Annotated in this window: 27 protein-coding genes and 1 tRNA gene; 19 read left to right on the top strand and 9 right to left on the bottom strand. The window is 27.8% G+C overall.

The genetic code is table 11. The annotated features are described in order from the left end of the window. Window positions 1–577: 577 nt before the first annotated feature. The gene (pheT, locus tag EU92_RS02915; protein ID WP_032514392.1) at window positions 578–3,022 is read right to left on the bottom strand and encodes a phenylalanine--tRNA ligase subunit beta; all 2,445 of its coding nucleotides are present in this window, start codon (window positions 3,020–3,022) and stop codon (window positions 578–580) included. 98 nt (window positions 3,023–3,120) lie between these two features. On the opposite strand from pheT, the gene rpmG reads away from it, so the two are divergent. From rpmG to lptC, 5 genes are all read left to right on the top strand, one after another. Beyond that, a complete protein-coding gene (rpmG, locus tag EU92_RS02920) occupies window positions 3,121–3,315 on the top strand; it encodes a 50S ribosomal protein L33 (RefSeq protein WP_032514393.1) in 195 nt (64 codons plus the stop codon). Window positions 3,316–3,322: 7 nt separating this feature from the next. After that, complete coding sequence (gene rpsR / locus EU92_RS02925; RefSeq protein ID WP_002806014.1) at window positions 3,323–3,544, top strand: 30S ribosomal protein S18; 222 nt, start codon at window positions 3,323–3,325, stop codon at window positions 3,542–3,544. 44 nt (window positions 3,545–3,588) lie between these two features. Next, on the top strand, window positions 3,589–4,773 hold the full coding sequence (locus tag EU92_RS02930) for a ribonuclease catalytic domain-containing protein (protein WP_032514394.1): 1,185 nt from the start codon (window positions 3,589–3,591) through the stop codon (window positions 4,771–4,773). A 67-nt stretch (window positions 4,774–4,840) separates the two neighbouring features. Then, window positions 4,841–6,376, top strand: coding sequence for a methionine--tRNA ligase (gene metG, locus EU92_RS02935; RefSeq protein ID WP_032514395.1), 1,536 nt, complete (start codon window positions 4,841–4,843; stop codon window positions 6,374–6,376). Continuing rightward, window positions 6,369–6,992 carry an LPS export ABC transporter periplasmic protein LptC gene (lptC, locus tag EU92_RS02940; RefSeq protein ID WP_052045066.1) on the top strand — a complete coding sequence of 208 codons (624 nt, stop codon included), beginning with the start codon at window positions 6,369–6,371 and terminating at the stop codon, window positions 6,990–6,992. The genes metG and lptC overlap by 8 nt, the downstream gene beginning before the upstream one ends. Here lptC and EU92_RS02945 read toward each other — a convergent pair. Further along, on the bottom strand, window positions 6,989–7,615 hold the full coding sequence (locus EU92_RS02945) for a cofactor assembly of complex C subunit B (RefSeq protein WP_032514396.1): 627 nt from the start codon (window positions 7,613–7,615) through the stop codon (window positions 6,989–6,991). The two genes, lptC and EU92_RS02945, sit on opposite strands and share 4 nt — an antisense overlap. A gap of 111 nt (window positions 7,616–7,726) precedes the next feature. Between EU92_RS02945 and EU92_RS02950 the strand changes: the two genes are divergently transcribed. The 5 genes from EU92_RS02950 (at window position 7,727) to clpS (ending at window position 9,550) form a co-directional block, all read left to right on the top strand. After that, the gene (locus EU92_RS02950; protein ID WP_032514397.1) at window positions 7,727–8,038 is read left to right on the top strand and encodes a hypothetical protein; all 312 of its coding nucleotides are present in this window, start codon (window positions 7,727–7,729) and stop codon (window positions 8,036–8,038) included. Window positions 8,039–8,048: 10 nt separating this feature from the next. Next, window positions 8,049–8,609 (top strand): bifunctional adenosylcobinamide kinase/adenosylcobinamide-phosphate guanylyltransferase, encoded by a 561-nt coding sequence (locus EU92_RS02955; RefSeq protein ID WP_032514398.1) that lies wholly within the window; start codon window positions 8,049–8,051, stop codon window positions 8,607–8,609. Window positions 8,610–8,611: 2 nt separating this feature from the next. After that, entirely contained in the window at window positions 8,612–9,094 is a 483-nt protein-coding gene (locus EU92_RS02960) for a tRNA (cytidine(34)-2'-O)-methyltransferase (RefSeq protein ID WP_032514399.1), read from the top strand. 29 nt (window positions 9,095–9,123) lie between these two features. Next, window positions 9,124–9,197, top strand: a tRNA-Met gene (locus EU92_RS02965). Between the two features lie 71 nt (window positions 9,198–9,268). Beyond that, entirely contained in the window at window positions 9,269–9,550 is a 282-nt protein-coding gene (gene clpS, locus EU92_RS02970) for an ATP-dependent Clp protease adapter ClpS (protein WP_032514400.1), read from the top strand. Window positions 9,551–10,423: 873 nt separating this feature from the next. Here clpS and EU92_RS02975 read toward each other — a convergent pair. Beyond that, the gene (locus EU92_RS02975) at window positions 10,424–10,789 is read right to left on the bottom strand and encodes a hypothetical protein (RefSeq protein ID WP_032514401.1); all 366 of its coding nucleotides are present in this window, start codon (window positions 10,787–10,789) and stop codon (window positions 10,424–10,426) included. Window positions 10,790–10,865: 76 nt separating this feature from the next. Between EU92_RS02975 and EU92_RS09985 the strand changes: the two genes are divergently transcribed. Further along, window positions 10,866–11,018 (top strand): hypothetical protein, encoded by a 153-nt coding sequence (locus tag EU92_RS09985; RefSeq protein ID WP_193741767.1) that lies wholly within the window; start codon window positions 10,866–10,868, stop codon window positions 11,016–11,018. Between the two features lies 1 nt (window position 11,019). Here the strand turns inward: EU92_RS09985 and EU92_RS09980 are convergent, their stop codons facing one another. Further along, on the bottom strand, window positions 11,020–11,193 hold the full coding sequence (locus tag EU92_RS09980) for a hypothetical protein (RefSeq protein ID WP_193741768.1): 174 nt from the start codon (window positions 11,191–11,193) through the stop codon (window positions 11,020–11,022). Window positions 11,194–11,345: 152 nt separating this feature from the next. Between EU92_RS09980 and EU92_RS02980 the strand changes: the two genes are divergently transcribed. Then, complete coding sequence (locus tag EU92_RS02980; RefSeq protein WP_032514402.1) at window positions 11,346–11,528, top strand: hypothetical protein; 183 nt, start codon at window positions 11,346–11,348, stop codon at window positions 11,526–11,528. A 126-nt stretch (window positions 11,529–11,654) separates the two neighbouring features. Here the strand turns inward: EU92_RS02980 and EU92_RS09975 are convergent, their stop codons facing one another. Next, window positions 11,655–11,822: a hypothetical protein gene (locus tag EU92_RS09975; RefSeq protein WP_193741769.1), complete on the bottom strand. Its 168-nt coding sequence runs from the start codon at window positions 11,820–11,822 to the stop codon at window positions 11,655–11,657. Between the two features lie 193 nt (window positions 11,823–12,015). Here EU92_RS09975 and EU92_RS09970 point away from each other — a divergent pair, with 193 nt between their 5' ends. Together EU92_RS09970 and EU92_RS02985 are read left to right on the top strand one after the other, a co-directional pair. Beyond that, a complete protein-coding gene (locus tag EU92_RS09970; protein WP_193741770.1) occupies window positions 12,016–12,186 on the top strand; it encodes a hypothetical protein in 171 nt (56 codons plus the stop codon). Between the two features lie 62 nt (window positions 12,187–12,248). Next, entirely contained in the window at window positions 12,249–12,470 is a 222-nt protein-coding gene (locus tag EU92_RS02985) for a hypothetical protein (protein WP_032514403.1), read from the top strand. Window positions 12,471–12,474: 4 nt separating this feature from the next. On the opposite strand, the gene EU92_RS09965 is transcribed toward EU92_RS02985, so the two are convergent. Further along, a complete protein-coding gene (locus EU92_RS09965) occupies window positions 12,475–12,633 on the bottom strand; it encodes a hypothetical protein (RefSeq protein ID WP_193741771.1) in 159 nt (52 codons plus the stop codon). Window positions 12,634–12,939: 306 nt separating this feature from the next. On the opposite strand from EU92_RS09965, the gene EU92_RS0109160 reads away from it, so the two are divergent. Then, entirely contained in the window at window positions 12,940–13,524 is a 585-nt protein-coding gene (locus tag EU92_RS0109160; protein ID WP_032523580.1) for a peroxiredoxin, read from the top strand. An 810-nt stretch (window positions 13,525–14,334) separates the two neighbouring features. Here EU92_RS0109160 and ftsH read toward each other — a convergent pair. Next, window positions 14,335–16,089, bottom strand: a complete 1,755-nt coding sequence (gene ftsH / locus EU92_RS02995) for an ATP-dependent zinc metalloprotease FtsH (protein ID WP_032514406.1) — start codon at window positions 16,087–16,089, stop codon at window positions 14,335–14,337. A gap of 131 nt (window positions 16,090–16,220) precedes the next feature. Here ftsH and rpmF point away from each other — a divergent pair, with 131 nt between their 5' ends. After that, window positions 16,221–16,391, top strand: coding sequence for a 50S ribosomal protein L32 (rpmF, locus tag EU92_RS03000; protein ID WP_002805281.1), 171 nt, complete (start codon window positions 16,221–16,223; stop codon window positions 16,389–16,391). Between the two features lie 3 nt (window positions 16,392–16,394). On the opposite strand, the gene EU92_RS03005 is transcribed toward rpmF, so the two are convergent. Then, entirely contained in the window at window positions 16,395–16,721 is a 327-nt protein-coding gene (locus EU92_RS03005; RefSeq protein WP_032514407.1) for a DUF565 domain-containing protein, read from the bottom strand. After that, window positions 16,708–17,469 (bottom strand): HAD-IA family hydrolase, encoded by a 762-nt coding sequence (locus EU92_RS03010; RefSeq protein WP_032514410.1) that lies wholly within the window; start codon window positions 17,467–17,469, stop codon window positions 16,708–16,710. Before EU92_RS03010 ends, EU92_RS03005 begins: the two co-directional genes overlap by 14 nt. A gap of 175 nt (window positions 17,470–17,644) precedes the next feature. Between EU92_RS03010 and EU92_RS0109155 the strand changes: the two genes are divergently transcribed. The 3 genes from EU92_RS0109155 to EU92_RS03020 are packed head-to-tail and all read left to right on the top strand — an operon-like array spanning window position 17,645 to window position 18,627. Then, window positions 17,645–17,992 carry a YkgJ family cysteine cluster protein gene (locus EU92_RS0109155; protein WP_032514411.1) on the top strand — a complete coding sequence of 116 codons (348 nt, stop codon included), beginning with the start codon at window positions 17,645–17,647 and terminating at the stop codon, window positions 17,990–17,992. Next, window positions 17,989–18,315: a TMEM165/GDT1 family protein gene (locus EU92_RS03015; RefSeq protein ID WP_032514412.1), complete on the top strand. Its 327-nt coding sequence runs from the start codon at window positions 17,989–17,991 to the stop codon at window positions 18,313–18,315. Before EU92_RS0109155 ends, EU92_RS03015 begins: the two co-directional genes overlap by 4 nt. Then, window positions 18,316–18,627 (top strand): TMEM165/GDT1 family protein, encoded by a 312-nt coding sequence (locus tag EU92_RS03020; RefSeq protein WP_032514413.1) that lies wholly within the window; start codon window positions 18,316–18,318, stop codon window positions 18,625–18,627. Window positions 18,628–18,637: the final 10 nt, after the last annotated feature.

Here is an 18,637-nt window from a genome sequence, read left to right as displayed (position 1 = left end):
ACTAATAATTAGTCTATTAAATAGTCCAAAAAGAGAATAAAGAGATACATAAATCAGGATTGCATTTATAAAAATTACTACTGGATATTAAAAACATAAAAAAAATGAAATAATATAAGGAAAAAATAATATCTCGTCCTTACTAGGTCCAGTAATTTGTTTTATTCACAGAAACGTTGCAAATAAAGGGTTATAAATGTTTAAGTACTGCTTTAAAGACAGTACTACTTAACTTAAAGGCCTTGAATTGCTTTTTCCTTGTCAATATTAGGAACATCTGTTAATGCCATTAACATCAAACCATGGGACGCTTGACCAATAAAGCCATCGCAAAAAGTATTATCGGGCGCATTTATATATCAATGTATTGATGCATCAGGAACATCAAAATAACATTTTGACCAATCGTCTGACCTCTGGGAACTTGGACCTATAGCAATGAAGATAACAAAAAAGACAGCATATTGATCATGTACATTATAATACAAAACAAAACAGTTTTATAGGATTATTAACTGTCTAGTTTGAGAATTACATCTAGACTTATGTGTAGTCTCATGCAAGACTATTAATATGATTAATTTCTCAATTTAGTATTAAAAATTTTTTCAACTTTAGAAACTATATTCGAGTGAATTAATGAAATATCTGAGTCAAGTAAAGTTTTATCTTTATCTCTATACGATAATCGAAATGTGTAACTTACAAAATTTTCACCAAGCTTATTATCATCAAAAACATCGATTAAATTTACATCCTCTAAGAGGTTTTTTCCTGTTTTTCTTATTTCTGATATTATATCGCCAATTAAATATTCCTTACTAAAAATAAAATTTATATCCCGCTCCATTTTTGGAACTATTGGGAATTGCTTATAAATTGGAATCCATTTATTTTTCCTTGTACCAGCTCCTAAGAGGTTAGTAACATTAATTCTAAATAAATAAACTTTTTTTAATACCTTCTTTTCTAATATAAGTTTTGGATTAATTTCACCAAAATATCCCGCATTTTTTCCTTCAATAAGTAATTCCGCTGTTCTCCCAGGATGAAGAAAATCTATTGAATTAGTTGGTTTATCATCAATTTTTATATTCAAACATGAAAGTGACTCCTCTAACTTTCCTCTTGCCTGATAATAATTAAGATCAATATCACTATAGTAATTAGCCCATTTTCCAATTTTTTTATTTCCAAAAATTGCACCATTCAATATTTCTTCTTGATTAAATTCTGAATTTTTATAAAAAACATTTCCAACTTCAAATATATAACAACTTGTTTGTCCAGCTTTTATATTACGATTAACAATCTCTAAATGTTCTTTCCAGATATTGTCTCTAAGGCAGCTAGTTTCTAATAGCAAAGGATTAGAAATCTTAATAAGTTTGTCATTTTCTTCTGGAACAAGAGAATAACTCAGTACCTCATTAAAACCGCTCTCTATTAAACCATTTTTTATCTTTCTCAATGCCAATTGCTGTGATGTTAATTTTCCAGGCTTAATTGGATTAGGTAGGTTTAAATCAAATCTGTCATAACCTATTAATCGTGCAATTTCTTCAATTAAATCTATTTCCCTTATTAAATCTTGTGATCTATTAGCAATTACTGTTACCTCCCAGCCATATTCTTTACTTTTTAAAGTACAACCTATGAGTGTTAATTTATCAACTATTTCAGAGTCAGATAAATTTCTTTTTTCTAATTGATCATTGATAATTAATGGGCCTAGAATTTTATGTATACGACTTCTTCGTAATTTTATAAAATTTTCGTCAGTATTTATTAAATTTGAAGTACAAATAGTTGGTACATTAATAGAAAAAAATTCTTCTAAAAGATTGATGGCCCTCGTGACAGAATCTATTGTATTTCTGAATGAAATTCCTTTTTCATATCTGCTACTAGATTCAGTTCTTATTCCAATCTCCTTTGATGATTTTCTTATAGTGACTGGATTGAAAACAGCCCCTTCTAGATAAATGGATGAAGTAGTTTTGCTTACTGAAGTATCTAAACCTCCGATAACCCCAGCAATAGCAACTGGTTTATCACAACAAGTAATTACTGTTATATTTTGATTTAAATCGTATTTTTTTCCATCCAGGCATACCAGGCTTTCGTTATCTACTCCTTTCCTTACAGAAAAGTCATCTGCAGAAACGTCCTTTCCAATTAAATTTGAAAGCTTATCTTTATCAAACGCATGCAATGGTTGCCCTTGTTCTAAAAGAATATAGTTTGTTAAATCAACTAAAAGATTTATCGATTTAATACCTGATTTTTCTAAACGATCTTTAAGCCATCTTGGGGATAATTTTTCTCCATTTACTCCGTGAATAGAAGTTATTGTATAAAGACAATTTGATGTTATTGCATCAGGGCAAAGTTTAATGTCTTTAAGTAAATGAATATTATATTTACGATTTAATTCTGGAAAATTAAATTTTGATTCTAATAAAGCAGAAATTTCACGTGCTACACCAATCACAGACATTCCATCAGGTCTGTTAGCTGTAATGGCTAAATCATAAATATAATCATTTAATTGAAGGAGGATAGATCCTGGAGTCCCCAATTCATATTTCAAGGCCAAACCTTCATCAATAATCGCTATCCCATCACTAGAGTCTTCTATGCCAAGCTCTTGCAATGAGCATATCATTCCTTCACTCATTACACCTCTAATTTCACTTCTTTTAATAGTTAAATTTACAGCATTTAATTTTGAACCAACAGTAGCAACATAGACATAAATATTTGATTTAATATTATGCGCACCACAGATAATTTGTAGCTTCTTTGAATTGCCAATATCTACTTGGCAAATAGAAAGTTTATCAGATCCTTCATGTCTAAAAACAGATAAAACCTTGCCTAAAACTACACCATTAGCATTTTTTGAACAATCTTCTAATGATTCAACCTCAAACCCACCTATAGACAATTTCTCAGAAAGGACTTCAGGTGTAGAATTAATTTCTACTAATTCTTTCAACCAATTTTGAGATACTTTCATATATAATTTTTATTCAATAATAATAGAAATGGATATATCTTCAAAATAGTTGATTGAAGATGTACAATAGAAAATTATACATTAACGTATTAATTAAAATGGCAAAAAAAGGGACAAGAGTTGTAGTTACCCTGGAATGTACTGAAGCTAGAACAAGCACAGACCCTAAGAGATCGAATGGTGTCTCAAGATATACTACTGAAAAGAACCGTAGAAATACAACTGAAAGATTGGAACTAAAAAAGTTTAATCGTCATTTAAACAGAATGACTATTCACAAAGAAATAAAGTAATCAAATCATGCCAAATTCAATTTTTAAAAAACAATTATCACCAATTAAGCCAGGAGATCCCATTGACTATAAGGATGTAGAACTTCTCAAAAAATTCATAACTGAGAGGGGTAAAATACTTCCAAGAAGAATGACTGGTTTAACTTCTAAGCAACAAAGAGATCTAACATTAGCAGTAAAAAGAGCCAGAATTGTAGCTCTCTTACCCTTTGTAAATCCAGAAGGATAGTTACATATCGGATATAGTTTCTCCATAATTAATTTTTAAAATATTTGAGAGATTTAACAAGTTTAAAAACATATATTATTGACTCTGAAGATCCAGACGAAGTTGATGATGCAATTTCCCTGGAAATAAAAGAAGGAAATATAAAAAATCTATGGATACATATTAGTAATCCATGCAGATTATTTTTGCAAGATTCTAATATTGATCTTGATGCAAGAAGAAAAAATAGCAGTTTATATTTAACAGATCAATATGTCCCAATGCTACCTAAAGAAATACTTCATAAAGCAAACTTAGCTCAAAATAAAATTTCAGAAACTATTAGCGCAGCAATAGAATTCAATAAGGATGGTTCAATACATAATTATGAAATAATTGAAGCAATTATTAAACCTAAATATCAATTAACATATGAAGATGCAAATGAAATATTAGAATTAGAGCCTAAAGAAGAATTTGAATTAATTGTAATTAAGAATTTATTAGAAAAAAGTATTATATTTAGAAAAAAACAAGGGGCGATTATATTTGAAAGTCCTAATAGCAAAATAATGTTAAATAAAGACAAAATTATAATAACTAAATTAGAAAATACAATAGCACAAATAATTGTTTCTGAGGCAATGATATTAATGGGTTATGTAGCTAGTTTATTTTTAAAAAAGTATAATTTAGCGGCTGCATATAGAATTCAAAAATTAAATTGTAATACAAATGAAATACTGACTAAATATAAAGATAGTGAGATAAAATATATTTTGCTAAAACAATATATGGGAAGAAGTTATATTACAACTAAACCAAGTAATCATGAATCATTAGGTCTCACATCGTATGTACAATGTACATCTCCATTAAGAAGATATTTAGATTTAATTATACAAAGACAGATATATAATAAAATTAATAATAATGAATCTCTTAGTGTTAATACAATTTCAAAACTTATTGATTATTCAAAAAATAGACAAATTGAAAACAATCATATCTTTAAAAATAATAAATATAAATATTTGACATTATTTTTTAAGAATGAAAATAAACCTTTTTATAAAATAATATTTGTAAAATGGATTAATCATAAAAGAAATATTGCTTTAGTTTTTTTTTCAGAATATTCATTAGAAATTCTTATTACTCTTTTTGTATCAATAGAAATATATAGTAATAAAGTATATAAAGTTAAATATAGCAATAATGATAATAATCTTTTAGAGTTTATTTATTAAACAAAAATTTATCTAATAGTTTATTATTAGTTAAAAAAATATCTGTTAATATTAAAAAAAAAGATTTATGAGTTTTGTCATTACTACCCCTTTATATTATGTAAATGATAGACCTCATTTAGGAAGTGTATATACAACAATAATTTGTGACGCCATAGCTAGGTATAAAAGGCTTGTTGGTGAAGAAGTTATTTTTATCACAGGAGTTGACGAACATGGTTTAAAAATACAAAGAACAGCAAATGAGAAGGGTATTGAACCAAAGTCACATTGCGATGAAATTTCAAAAATTTTTAAAATAAATTGGAAAAATTGGGATATATCCTTTGATAAATTCATAAGGACAAGTTCCAGAAATCATAAATTGGTCGTTAATGAATTTTATGAAAGAGTTAAATCATCTGATGATATCTATATGGGTGTACAAAAAGGTTGGTATTGTGTAGGTTGTGAAGAATTTAAAGATAATCCAGAAAACTCATCAACATACAAATGTCCAATACATCAAAAAAATTTAGAATGGAAAAATGAGGAGAATTTATTTTTTAGGCTCTCGAAATACCAAGAACAAATTGAAAGAATAATCAATGACCCTTCCTTCATCGAGCCAATTGAAAGAAGAAATGAAATTATAAAATTTGTTTCTAAGGGTCTAAAGGATTTTTCAATCTCAAGAACTAATGTCTCATGGGGAATTCCAGTCCCTGATAACGAAAATCACACTTTTTACGTATGGTTTGATGCTTTGCTTGGATATGTAAGTGCTATTAGTTCTAATGATACTGATTTTTCATTGGAAAAATCTATTATTGGAGGATGGCCAGCTGATATTCATTTAATCGGAAAAGATATACTTAGATTTCATTCCGTCTATTGGCCTGCTATGCTCATTTCTGCTGGCATGAAAGTTCCTAAAAAAGTTTTAGGACATGGTTTTCTCACCAGAGAGGGTCAAAAAATGGGTAAAAGTTTGGGGAATGTTCTCGACCCTGAGCTATTACTTTCTAAATATGGAAATGATCCTGTAAGGTGGTATCTAATTAAAGACATAGCACTGGGTAATGATGGAGATTTTCAAGATAAAAGATTTGTTGACATTATCAACAATGACTTAGCTAATACAATTGGTAATTTGTTAAATAGAACATCATCTATGTCTAGAAAATGGTTTGAAAATAAAGTGCCAAATATTGAAGAAAAATCAAGTGATAATAAATTAGAGAATTTTGCCAAAATTGCAGTAGAAAGCTATTTACATAAATTTGATATATACAAATTAGATCTTGCAGCAAATGAAGTGCTTAGTCTTGCGATTAATACAAATTTGTATTTGAATGATAATCAACCATGGATTTTAATAAAAGAAAAAAATAATTTTCCTATTATTAAAGAAATTATTTACAACGTACTAGAAAGTTCAAGAATAATAGGATTATTATTACTGCCATTATTGCCAGAATTATCATCAAAAATAAATGATCAACTTGGTTCTATATACAAAAAAGAAATTCCTTGGGAACAGCAATTAAGATGGGGATTATTAAAGAGTAACTCAAGCCTTCCAAAACCCAATCCAATAATAAATAAACTTGAGTATGAATAACATATTTAGATTATTAATATTACTTCCAGTTTTTGTTCTTGGATGTTCACCTAATATAGTTAAAGAAAATAAAGTAACACAACAAATAGATAGTTTAGATATGAATATTTTCTCTAAGAGAGGAGATAAAATATATTCTATTACTAGTTCAAGCTCTACTTATGATAATAATGAATTAAAATTTGGATTTAAAAAACCTACCATAAATATTTTTAACGGTGAGGTAACTAAATATATTATTACTTCAGATGAATCTACATTATCTGAGAACAATAAACTTCTAAAATTAAAAGGAAATGTAAAATTAAAAACTCTAACGGAAGATGAAGATTATTTATATGCAGATAATTTTATTTGGAACATAGAAGAGAATAAATATCATTTAGAGGGAAATATAAAATTTAAAAATAAAAATATCATACTAAATTCAGGAAAAGCAAAGTTGGGTGAGAATAATATAATTGAATTCTTTAATCCAGTAAAATATATAATTAAGGACGATAATAATGAGAATAAATTTGAAATTAAATCAGAAAATGCCTACTATAATTTAGAAACAGAATCAATAAGTTTTAAAGGAAATGATAAAAGAGTACGGTCCATAATTTATTTTTAAATATTATTTTTTGAAAAAATATTATTAATTTTCTTCGACCAGTTTGTTATCCATTTTTCATCAGACTTAGTAAAACATTTTGTACTCCAACCTCCTATTAATATAAACCCCTTCCTATTTATTGGTACAACCAAAATAGATGGAATATCGGGACAAAAATTAAAAAATTCATCTCTTCCTGGATAAAATTTAGTGCTTGCCAATGATATTAATTTCATATCTTTTATTGATCTCAAACAAGTTTCTCCAGGTTTAAACTCATTATTTGAAGTAATTCCTCTTCTCAAAATATTAACTCCATCATTGTGAATTAATATTGAGGCAGCTGCAGTAGAAGTTAAAATAGCTTCAGAACCCCATGCAAGTTCATCAATAACTTCATCCGGCATATTTTTATCAAAGAGAAATTTATTTTCCCCTTTAAGATCAATTTTCTCACCAGCCAAAGGTTCAAATTCTTTAAATAAGAAACCTATCAAGATAATAATCAATGAAGCTAATGCAGCTACTACTTGTGCTCTTTCAAGCTCGGGAGTAATTGTCTCTATTGAAAAGAAATTTGCTATTTGAAATATAAAAAGTAATGTACCGATTAATATTAAAGATTTCCAATTAAATCCCATATATGAAATATGTTAATTCTATTTAATTTATGAAATCATTATATTAGTTAGTAAGTTTAATGATACTCAAACATATAGTTTTTAATATATAATTAATCAAAACCTTTAAAAATGAAATCAAACATATATAAATATTTTTATTCTGCTATCTTTTCTGGTTTAATATTTATCCTATTGCCTACAACCACATATGCGGAAGGTATTGGCAAAATTAATAAATTCTTTCTTGTCACTCAACAAAAGAATGTTATTACTTATGAAAAAAGTCAGCCTTCATCAATTAATAACCCAGTAGTTGATCCGAATTTCAACGTAATGAGATCCAAAGATGCTGAAAGTTCTACTGCTACCTACATAGTTGTTGGGTTATTAATTGCTGCTACGATTATCCCTTTAGCAACATGGTGGTACTTCTCTAAATAACTGAGATTTTATGAATTCTAATAATTCAAGTCTTAGTGATAAGTCATCTAAAATTATTTTTATTACAGGTGGCACAAAGAGTGGTAAAAGTGCATTTGCTGAACATCTAGCAAAGAATATCAAGAAATTATCGTATGTTGCCTTATCAGAAAACAACCCTGATGATAAAGAATGGCAAAACAAAATTAAATCACATAGAAAAAGAAGGCCAAAAGATTGGAAATTAATTGAGACAACAAATCTATTAAATACATTAAACAAAGAAGTTGGTCCATTATTAATTGACTCAATTGGTGGATTTGTTATGGAAACTATTGAAAGAGAACATAAAGAATGGTTAATAAAGATGGAGTCACTAATAAGTTTTTTAAAGAAAAGAAAAAGCATAACATTTATTGTTGGAGAGCAAGTAGGTTGGAGTTTGGTCTCAGAATATAAAATTGGTAATACTTATATTGAAAGAATCGGTGAGCTTCAAAAGAGAATTACCACTTTATCAAAAGATAATTGGCTTGCAATAAACGGCAGAGCAATCAAAATAGATGAAATAAGTTTAGAAATTCCTACATAAAATTGGAAGTCGCGCTTTTTGAACCGAGAATTCCCCAAAATACTGGGAATATTGCTAGATCTTGTGCCGCCTTTAACATTCCTTTAAATCTTATAGAACCTTTAGGTTTTAAACTGGAAGATAAATATTTAAAAAGAGCAGGATTAGACTATTGGCCATTAGTTACTGTTAATAAATATGGAAATTTTGAAAATTTTTTGGAGTCAAAATTAACAAAAAGAATAATTTCTTTTAGTAAAAAAAATGGGATTTATTTAAATGATTTTAAATTTCAGAAAGATGATGTTTTGCTATTTGGTAGAGAAGATTTAGGATTGCCAGATTACATTATTGATGAAAGCGACTTTTTAATATCAATATTTATGCCAAATCTACAATCTAGAGACAATTATCAGAAGGGTGTTAGGAGTTTAAATCTTTCTGTAGCATGTGGTATTGCGATATATGAGGCTCATAAACAAATTAATTTTTTAAATCCTAATTAAGTACAAACAATGTCTTACAATATTCTCATGTCTCGGTAGCTCAGCTGGTTAGAGCGGCGGATTCATAGCCCGCAGGTCGCGTGTTCAAGTCACGCTCGAGACATAACTAAATACTATGCTATTAACTTGCTTAGGTGTAATTTATAAACTGCTAAAACTATCAGAAAATTTACTATGTTAAATGCCACTATTACTTTTTTAGATCAAAAAAAAGCAAAGTATCCCGAAGCAAGGGTAATAGTTCTAGATGATAGTTTTAATACGTTTCAACATGTGGCAAATTGTATTATGACAATTATTCCAGGAATGAGTAAAAAAAAGGCATGGAATCTAACCATCAAAGTAGATAATTCAGGTTCTGCAGAAGTATGGAGAGGTAATCTTGAACAAGCAGAGCTATATCATGAGCAACTTGTTAACAAAGGATTAACAATGGCACCAATTGAGAAAGCCTAAAAATAATAATGTCTGTCAGATAATTTTTGGCTTATAAATTGAAACGAATCAAGGGTTTAAAGATTGTAATAAATTAAGTATGTAATCTTAATTTTTTGAATATACATTTTTATTTCCTCTGGAAAAGTTATTTTTATTTTCGCAAAAGAATCAATTCTTATTACAAGAAGAGAACGACATAAAAATGATGGAGCATGAGATGAATATAAAAAGTTAATTGCTCAAAGTTGGACAATACTTAAAAAAGTTGAGGAAACTGTTAATAACCAATATTATTTCTAGGGTTAGTTATATAAATTATTAGATTTAGAACGAAATTAGAAGGCAAGTTTAATGGCTTCAAAAGTAGCAAAGCCATTCCTTGAGTCAAGTTAAATCCTTTGTATTCCATTAATAAATAAAGGTTCTCATTTTTTTATTATAAAAAGACTGTCAATAACAAAATAATCGTTTCATTTATTTACTTCCTTTCCTACATACTGTCTCACTATCTTATCAAGCAAAATACGAATATCTTTATTTTTAAGTTTCTCTAATTGCTGTAGATTTTCAAGAAGATCACAAATTTGATCCTGTGTGTCTTCATTAAATTCAGATACTGAAATTAATTATAGAGGGTTTTAACTTATTAATTTTAGATCGAGAGTAAAAATAAATGTTTATTGTTTAATTTTTTTTTATTGCTATTTTTTTAATGCGGACTAAAGTTCATTATCTCCACGAGGACTTAGTCCGTTAAATTTCAAAGATTTTTTGATTTTTGTTAATCTTATTTAGCATTTTTTTTGAATTAGTTATATAAATATAATTTTTTTAATTACAACATAAAATAGTAAAGCAAAAAAAATTTAGGGAAATTAAGTGTGACACCATTTATTCGAAAATATTATTATTTTGCTTCATTACTTTCTTAAAATACTTAAACTCAATAAATTCATGCATCATTTTGATATCATCCGAAAATTCATGTTTGTTAAATGAATAAAGATCACTTTTTCTTGGGATTTTATTATTTTTTGATAAGTACTTTTCTTCAAAGGAATTATTGATGAAATTATTTTTATCATTGCTATTGGGATTAAAAGAGTTCCTTAACACTCCTCTAGACCTTAACGCTTCTTCAACCAATAAACCTGTTAATTTAGACTGACTAAATTTATTGTCTTTACATAATTTATCAATAATGTCCTGAACTTCTTCACTCGGCAAAAACCCAATTCTTTTTCTCTGAGAGGGCATAATAATAAGATTTAGTGTCACACTTGCACATTTAAAGTGTTGCACTATATTTGATTTAAGTCAACTATTTTTTGTTATGCATATTTTAATATTACCTGTTGGTTTTTTTCTCTGGTATTTAGCTTATGAAGCAAAACCCATTATTAATGATGAAATAACACTACATTTGGAAGAGGAGAAAAGAAATAAAAGAAATAAACTTTTAAATATAATAAATGGAATAATTTAAACTATCTGCCAGCAAATTTTGACCATTCTTTGTGCTTATGATCTAAGTCTGAGATTAACTGTTTTTGATAAGTATATTTGAGTTGATTTTCGTTAAGAGATTTTTTTGTAATGATCATCTCTTTAGAATAAAAAGATGGAGAACTAGAACAACGATTTTTTTTTGGAATATCCATCGAATAAATTTAACTATTATTTTTATATGATTTAACTCCTCCTAATCATAAATTTTTTATATTTTTTTTATATTTACTTAATATATTTTTTTTATGAAATAAAAAAAAAGATTAATTTAAACAGGCTATATTAAAGAAAATATATATTGACTATGAATCTTAAGGAGAGAGGAGTAACTGTTGGAGATTTACTAATCATCATTATCATCCTCCTAACTGGGGCAGTAGTAGTTAAAAGCTTCAATCAAAATAAGAAGACAGCACTTAATCAAATTAATCAAGAGGAAATATCTTATGGTCAAAAATTTTTTAAGAACAATTTTTCTGAATATTAAAACTTCAATTTTTAAATAGTTAATATTTAGACCTAAAAATTTATTGGTTTAAGTATGCCTTAATCTATATATTTAAATATCAAATTTTGAGGTTCCCCGGAAATTAGTTTGTTTAGAAAAAGTAGCTTAAAGATAAGAATTAGAACTTTCCCATTTTAAATTTTCTTTTAAATCATTAATATCATTTGATATATCAACCAAATTAACCATTTGGAGAATTTGAACTTTATTTAATCTATTAATCACTATAAGTTTATTAAGCAAGTCTAGAACAGATTTATCATTGATATTCATTCTTGGTTTTGATGAAAATGCTTTTATAACTGAACTTCATTTTATCTTAAATTTAAAATATCACATGATAATTTTTAATATTTTTTGCTAGGGATAAACAATATCTTAAATTCATAAATATAAAAATCTTAGTCATTAGAAAAATCTAAAACTCACTTTCTTATAAATTCGTTTATCGTAAAAAAAAAAAAAAATGAAAAATGACTCTAAACAAAATTTTCTTAATAGAGATGAAGTAAATGAGATGATTGAATCAGCAATTAGGAGACATAATAGAAGATCTACAATAATCTCAAGTGTACTTGGATGGATCTTAATAGGAGGTTATTCATTTGGACTTTTTCAAGCTGTACAAAACGTCTAATCGAATTCTCCTGAAAAACAGAATAAATGAGATGATAGATTAATAATAGATTCATAATTATTATGCGGGAATATATAGAAACAAACATAAAAGTTATTAGAAAATATTTAAAAAAAAGGAAAAAAGAAATATCAAAATCAAATAACACCTCAATAATGGAAGAATTTAAGGAATGGAGTAATGATCCTATTCCTAAGACAGAATCAATATGGACTTTACCTGACTTGACAAGCAATGAAAGATTAAAAAATTTTTGTCGTTCAATCAAAAAAGAAATAAGATAACTTATCAACTACTTAGTTGAATATTATTTATCTTTAAATAAAAATAACCAGCAAAGCCAATGATATTTAATAAAAGAACGAAAATCCAAGCTCCAATTGGTTGCTCAGAATCTAACTTTTTTATTTTTATTTTATTCTTTAACCTTTCAATGTAATTAGCCATATTTAAGATTATCGAAAACAATAATATCAACTATTATAGGTAGTTGAATTTGATGGAATCTTAAATAAAAAAGAACTTTCTTTAATTAGATTTTTTGTTTTCAGGCCTATTAATTGGATATTTAGTTAATTCCTTTTTGAGGTTTTTTAAAAGTTTATTATGATTCAAAATTGTAAACTTCCTAGTGAAGGTATGATGCCATTTCATTGAATTTTAAAAAAACTTGCTAATTCATTGTTAATAAAATTATAATGTTTAATACGGTCATATAGACCATACATAATTAAAAAAAGGACAAATTTTTTCATGAGCTTAAGAGTTGGACAAGAAGCACCAGATTTTAGTGCTACAGCAGTATATGATCAAGAGTTTAAGGAGATTACACTCTCCGCTCTAAGAGGTAAGTGGGTTGTTTTATTCTTTTACCCATTAGACTTTACATTTGTGTGTCCAACCGAGATTACTGCATTTAGTGATAGATATAAAGATTTTTCATCAATCAATACAGAAATACTTGGTGTATCAGTTGATAGCAAACATTGTCATTTGGCTTGGATACAAACGCCAAGAAATGAGGGTGGAATAGGGGATATTAACTACCCATTAGTTTCTGATTTAAAAAGAGAAATTTGCCAAGCATATAATGTTCTTAATGATGATGGAGAGGCTGATAGAGGTTTATTTCTCATTAATCCTGAAGGAATAGTTATGCATACTACAGTTAATAAAGCCCCTGTAGGGCGAAATGTCGATGAAACACTAAGAATCCTTCAAGGGTATCAATACGTTGCAGCAAACCCTGATGAGGTCTGTCCTGCAAACTGGACCCCGGGTGAGAAAACAATGTTAGAAGACCCAAAAAGTAGTAAAGAATATTTCTCTGCGCTATAGAATAGATAAGTTTTACATTATTACTGAATAGTAAAAAATTAAAAATAAATAAAAAATTAAAATATTCAAAATGGGGTTCATATCCCCTTTTTGAGGTAGTTGAACCATCCAATCACTTAAATTAGATTTATAAGATAGAAAAGACCATATAAAATAAGCTATTTCTATAACTAGTAAAATAAAAACATTAATTAAATTAATGTTTTCTAAACCATAATATCTATGTATATGAAACTGATCATCAATTTTAATATTATTAATTTGCATAAACCAAATAAAAAAAGAAATCAAACAAAAATTTACTAATATTAATTTCTTAAAGAAAATCCTATATTTCTTGAATATTAATAACATAGAAATTAAAAATATGAAAAGATTCAATTGAAAAATATTAGGTTGTGATATTTGAATTCCTTTGAGAAACAAATTAGTTATAAGATCAAAATTTATATAAAAATAATAAGAAACTAAGTACGATAGAAATATCAAATTTATTGCTACTAAGAAGAATAAAGCTCTACCTTTAATTAAATTTTTACTATAGTCTTTATTATTATTAAATTTATAGTGTGTATAGTTATTAAATGAGTTTAAAGATATTAGAAATGGACAGATAGTGCCGCTTAAATAATAAAGAATTGAATAAAAAGAAACATTATTAATATTGAATAAATACAAATTAAACCATTGCTTCTGAACGAATGGAAAAATAAGCAAGAATGAAAGCGTAATTATTAACCTTGTCGAGTTGTTTTTAATTATCAAGAAAAATAATTTATTTTTTATTTAATTTAATTTAAAACAATTAAATCAAACTTTCAACAATTTAGAAGTTGTTAATTTAAATACTTGTTTATCTATAGTTTCTAAATTTAAAAGGATATCAACTAATTTATCTAGTAAAACTCTATTTTTTTTCAATATTTTTATTGAATTATTTAATGAAATTTTAGAAAGCTTTATGATTTCATTATCAATTTTAGAACTAGTATTATCTGCGATGCGGGACTTTCTTCTAAATAATCCATCTCCTAAAAACATTTCATTATTATCAGAATCCATTGAAATTGGACCAATAGTTGAAAATCCATATTTCGTAACCATTTCTCTTACTATATTTGTAGCATAAGAAATATTGCTTACAGAGCATTGTGTAATTTCATTTTCACCAAAAACAATCGATTCTGCTGCTCTTCCAGCTAGAGCAATTTCAATTTTTGAAAATAATAATTTTTTTGAAATCAAGCCACTAGAAATTACATCTTCGTCGGGACATATTTTTGTATATCCTCCTGTAGATCCAGATCTAGGTAAAATAGTTATTTTATCAACTGATTCAATTCCATTTCTCACAGCAGATACAATCGCTCTGCCTACTTCGTTATAAGCAATAATTTTTTTCATATTTGGAGAAGTTATTAATGAACTTCTCAGGCCAATGGTAATTTTATCGAGAGCATTTTCTACATGAAGGTCACTGATTAATTTAGATTCATCTCTTGCACAGTGAATAGCGCTCTCATTCATCAAATTTGCAAGATCTGCTCCCGAAAATCCAACTGTTCTTGAAGCCCAATATCCTAAGTCAACTTCGCTTGAAATAGGTTTGGAAAGTGAGTGAACTGAAAGAATTTCTTTTCTTCCATCTAAATCTGGAAGCATTACTTCAATTTTTCTATCAAATCTACCTGGTCTTAATAATGCTGCATCCAAAATATCTGGTCTATTTGTTGCGGCTAAAACAATAACCCCTGAATTATCAGCAAAACCATCTAATTCAGTTAGAAGCTGATTAAGGGTTTGTTCTCTTTCATCATTTCCACCTCCGATCCCAGAACCTCTTTGCCTACCAATAGAATCAATTTCATCAATGAAAATTATACAAGGAGATTTTTCTTTAGCCTTAGAGAATAGATCCCGAACTCGACTTGCTCCAACACCAACAAAAAGTTCTACAAACTCTGAAGCCGATATTGAGATAAAAGGCACTCCTGATTCACCAGCAATTGCTTTAGCCAATAATGTTTTACCTGTTCCTGGTGGGCCAATTAGAAGAACTCCCTTAGGAACTTTTGCGCCAAGATTTTCTAATTTCTTTGGTTCCTTCAAAAATGTTATTACCTCTTTTAATTCCTCAGCGGCTTCAGGTACACCAGCTACATCATCGAATCTCGTTTCTACATCATCAATAGTTACAAATTTAGCTTGATTTTTGGTAAAACCAAAGGCTCTGGAAGCCAATTTTGATGTGCTCCTCAAGATTAAGACTACAGCTAATATTAAAATCAGTAAAAGACTTATTGAAGCAAATGAATTAGCAGCTGAGGCTTCTTTTCTACTATTGTTAATAGTGAGATCTACCTTATTTTCAGTAGCCTTTTCAAGGATTAATTGATCGTTGTAAAGAATAGGTATTTTAAATTTATCACCATTTTTATACAGAACATCAATTTCTCTCTGCCTAGGGTAGAAAAATATTGATTCTATTTTCCCCGTCTCTATATCTTCTAGAAGATCGGAATAACTTGATTCAGAATCTGAATATGAGAATTTTGATCTAAACACTAATCTTTATAAGTGATTAATAAAGCATATATGCTTATTTAAAAAATTGAAGTATATATACAAAATATACTCAATAGTTTTGGAGATAACCAGTTAAAGGTTATATTATTATATGGAAATAAAGAAACAGAATGGCTGTACCAAAGAAGAAAAAATCAAAGAGCAAAAGGAACCAAAGGCACGCTGTCTGGAAAGGGAAAGCAGCAATAGCCGCTCAAAAAGCTATATCTTTAGGTAAATCAGTTTTAACTGGAAAAGCTCAAGGATTTGTTTATCCTATTGAAGAAGAAGAAGAAGAATAGCTTTTAAGATCCTAGTTTAAATGCCTCAAGTATAACGGCATAAATTGCACCAATTCTTAATTTATCAATTACGGTCCATAGATAATAAAATTTTGAACTTGCGGCAGGTTTAATTCTTATAATGATTTCAATAAAAACAATAATTATTGGAACCATTATCAACTCATTTTTACCTTCAGATATAAATTTGGTAAGAAAATTTGCGAACAAAAAATAACCTGTCAAAACAGAAATTAGACCAATAGATTTTGTCCTCCAAGTATCACTTAGAAAACCAAAAAATAAATTAATTAACTGGTAGGTAATTCTTGAAAAATTAGTTTTTTGCATTACTAAAAGACACTAAATAATCACTTAGAAAGCTATAGTCAACATATGTTTTTTTTAGTTTAGGGCCTTTAATTACATTTGCCACATTATTCTCATCACCAAGACTGTCTAAAATACAATCTAATTTAATATTTTCTTCAAGAACAATTGGGATATTTGAAGGGACAAAAATTGTAGGCAAGTTAGCTGCCAAGGAAGATTTTAATCCTGGATTGGAGTCTTCAAAAACAATTGAGTTGTTTTTGTTAATACCACTTAATTGGATTGCCTTTAAATATGGTAATGGATTTGGTTTCTTTAATTCAACGTCTTCACTTGAAATAATGAACTCAAAAGGGTTGAAACCATTTAAAAGATATTCAACAAGAAGATTGACTTGATTTCTTGAACTTGAAGTAACAATAAATTGTCTTACTTTTTTTCTATGTAATTCATTGATTAATCTAAAAACACCAGTTTTTAAACTAACGCAATTTCTTTTTATAATTTCTAAATAATGAAACTGCTTTGTTTCATGAATTTTGAGAATTAAATTTGCTGAGAAATCATCATTATTCGATTTAGCGTAATAAGCAATCCTATTTTTGCCCCCATTTATCTTCAAAAGTTCTATATATTTATTAGTATCCCAATTCCAATTGATACCAAGATCATTGAAAGCATTATTAAAAGCAGGTAAATGAGCCTCTAATTCAGTATTTGCGATAGTACCATCTAAATCCCAATAAACACCTTCTAGATAAGTCACCAGGGAATTTTTTCGTTATCTACGATAAAATACAAGTGCAATTATTGCTGGTCCTGCCAATGCAACTACGGCTAAAGGAATAAGTGTTGCCATGATTAATGAATATATTTTGTGATACTATTTTTACAAATAAATGATAGAACTGTACTGATACGTAACAAGATTGAATTAAATTATGAAATCATGGACATGTATAGAAAATTGTGGAGCTTGTTGTAAATTCAACTTGAATGAAAGAAGTGGTCTGGCGGACAAACTTAATAAAAAAGATATTGCTTTAATAAATTCAATGACCGATAAAGAGGGATGGTGTAAGAATTTGGACAGAGAAAATAAAAAATGCTTAATTTACGAGACGAGACCACATTTTTGCCGGGTAGACAAATTTTCAATGGCCTTTAAAGGATATTTGAAGTCTGGAGATAAATTTCTTATAGATTGCTGCAAACAACATATTTCATCAAATTATGGATACAAAAGTAAAGAAATGAAAAGATTTAAAATGGCAGTTTCACAAAAATGAACAGTAATATAGAAAAAAAAGAAAACAACATAGAGAAGAGTTTTTTATCTATATTAATAACAACATTTACAACAATTTTTATTGCTGAACTTGGAGATAAAACCCAAATAGCCACATTAATGCTCTCTGCCGAATCGGGTAAGCCTATAATTGTTTTTCTTGGCAGTTCAATTGCTTTAATAAGCTCTAGTGTTGTTGGAGTACTAATTGGGAAATGGATATCGAAAAAAATATCTGCAAGTAAATTTGCACTATTTACAGGTGTCTTGATGATAATTGTAAGTTTATATTTGGCTTTTGATACCTTCAAAAATTATATATAAATGATTTTAAGTTTATTACTGTCAACATTTATTACCGTTTTTATAGCTGAATTAGGTGACAAAACTCAACTAGCTACTTTAACAATTAGCGGAACTTCAAATAAGCCATTGGCAGTTTTTATAGGTTCTTCATCTGCACTTGTCTTTGCAAGTTTACTAGGAGCATTAACAGGAGGGTCTATTTCAAGTTTTTTACCAGAAGTAGTCCTTAAATTAATAGCCTCAATAACATTTTTTTTTATTGGTATCAGGTTATTTATAAATTCATTCGCTATAAGCAAGGAAGAAAAAGAAGAGAAAGAAAATAATTAGTTTTAAGCTT

Origin of the sequence: Prochlorococcus marinus str. MIT 9107, assembly GCF_000759855.1 — a bacterium.
Classification (GTDB): Bacteria; Cyanobacteriota; Cyanobacteriia; order PCC-6307; family Cyanobiaceae; genus Prochlorococcus_A; species Prochlorococcus_A marinus_N.
The sequence above is the reverse complement of the archived record's forward strand: the minus strand, read 5'-3'. Positions and strand labels throughout refer to the sequence as shown.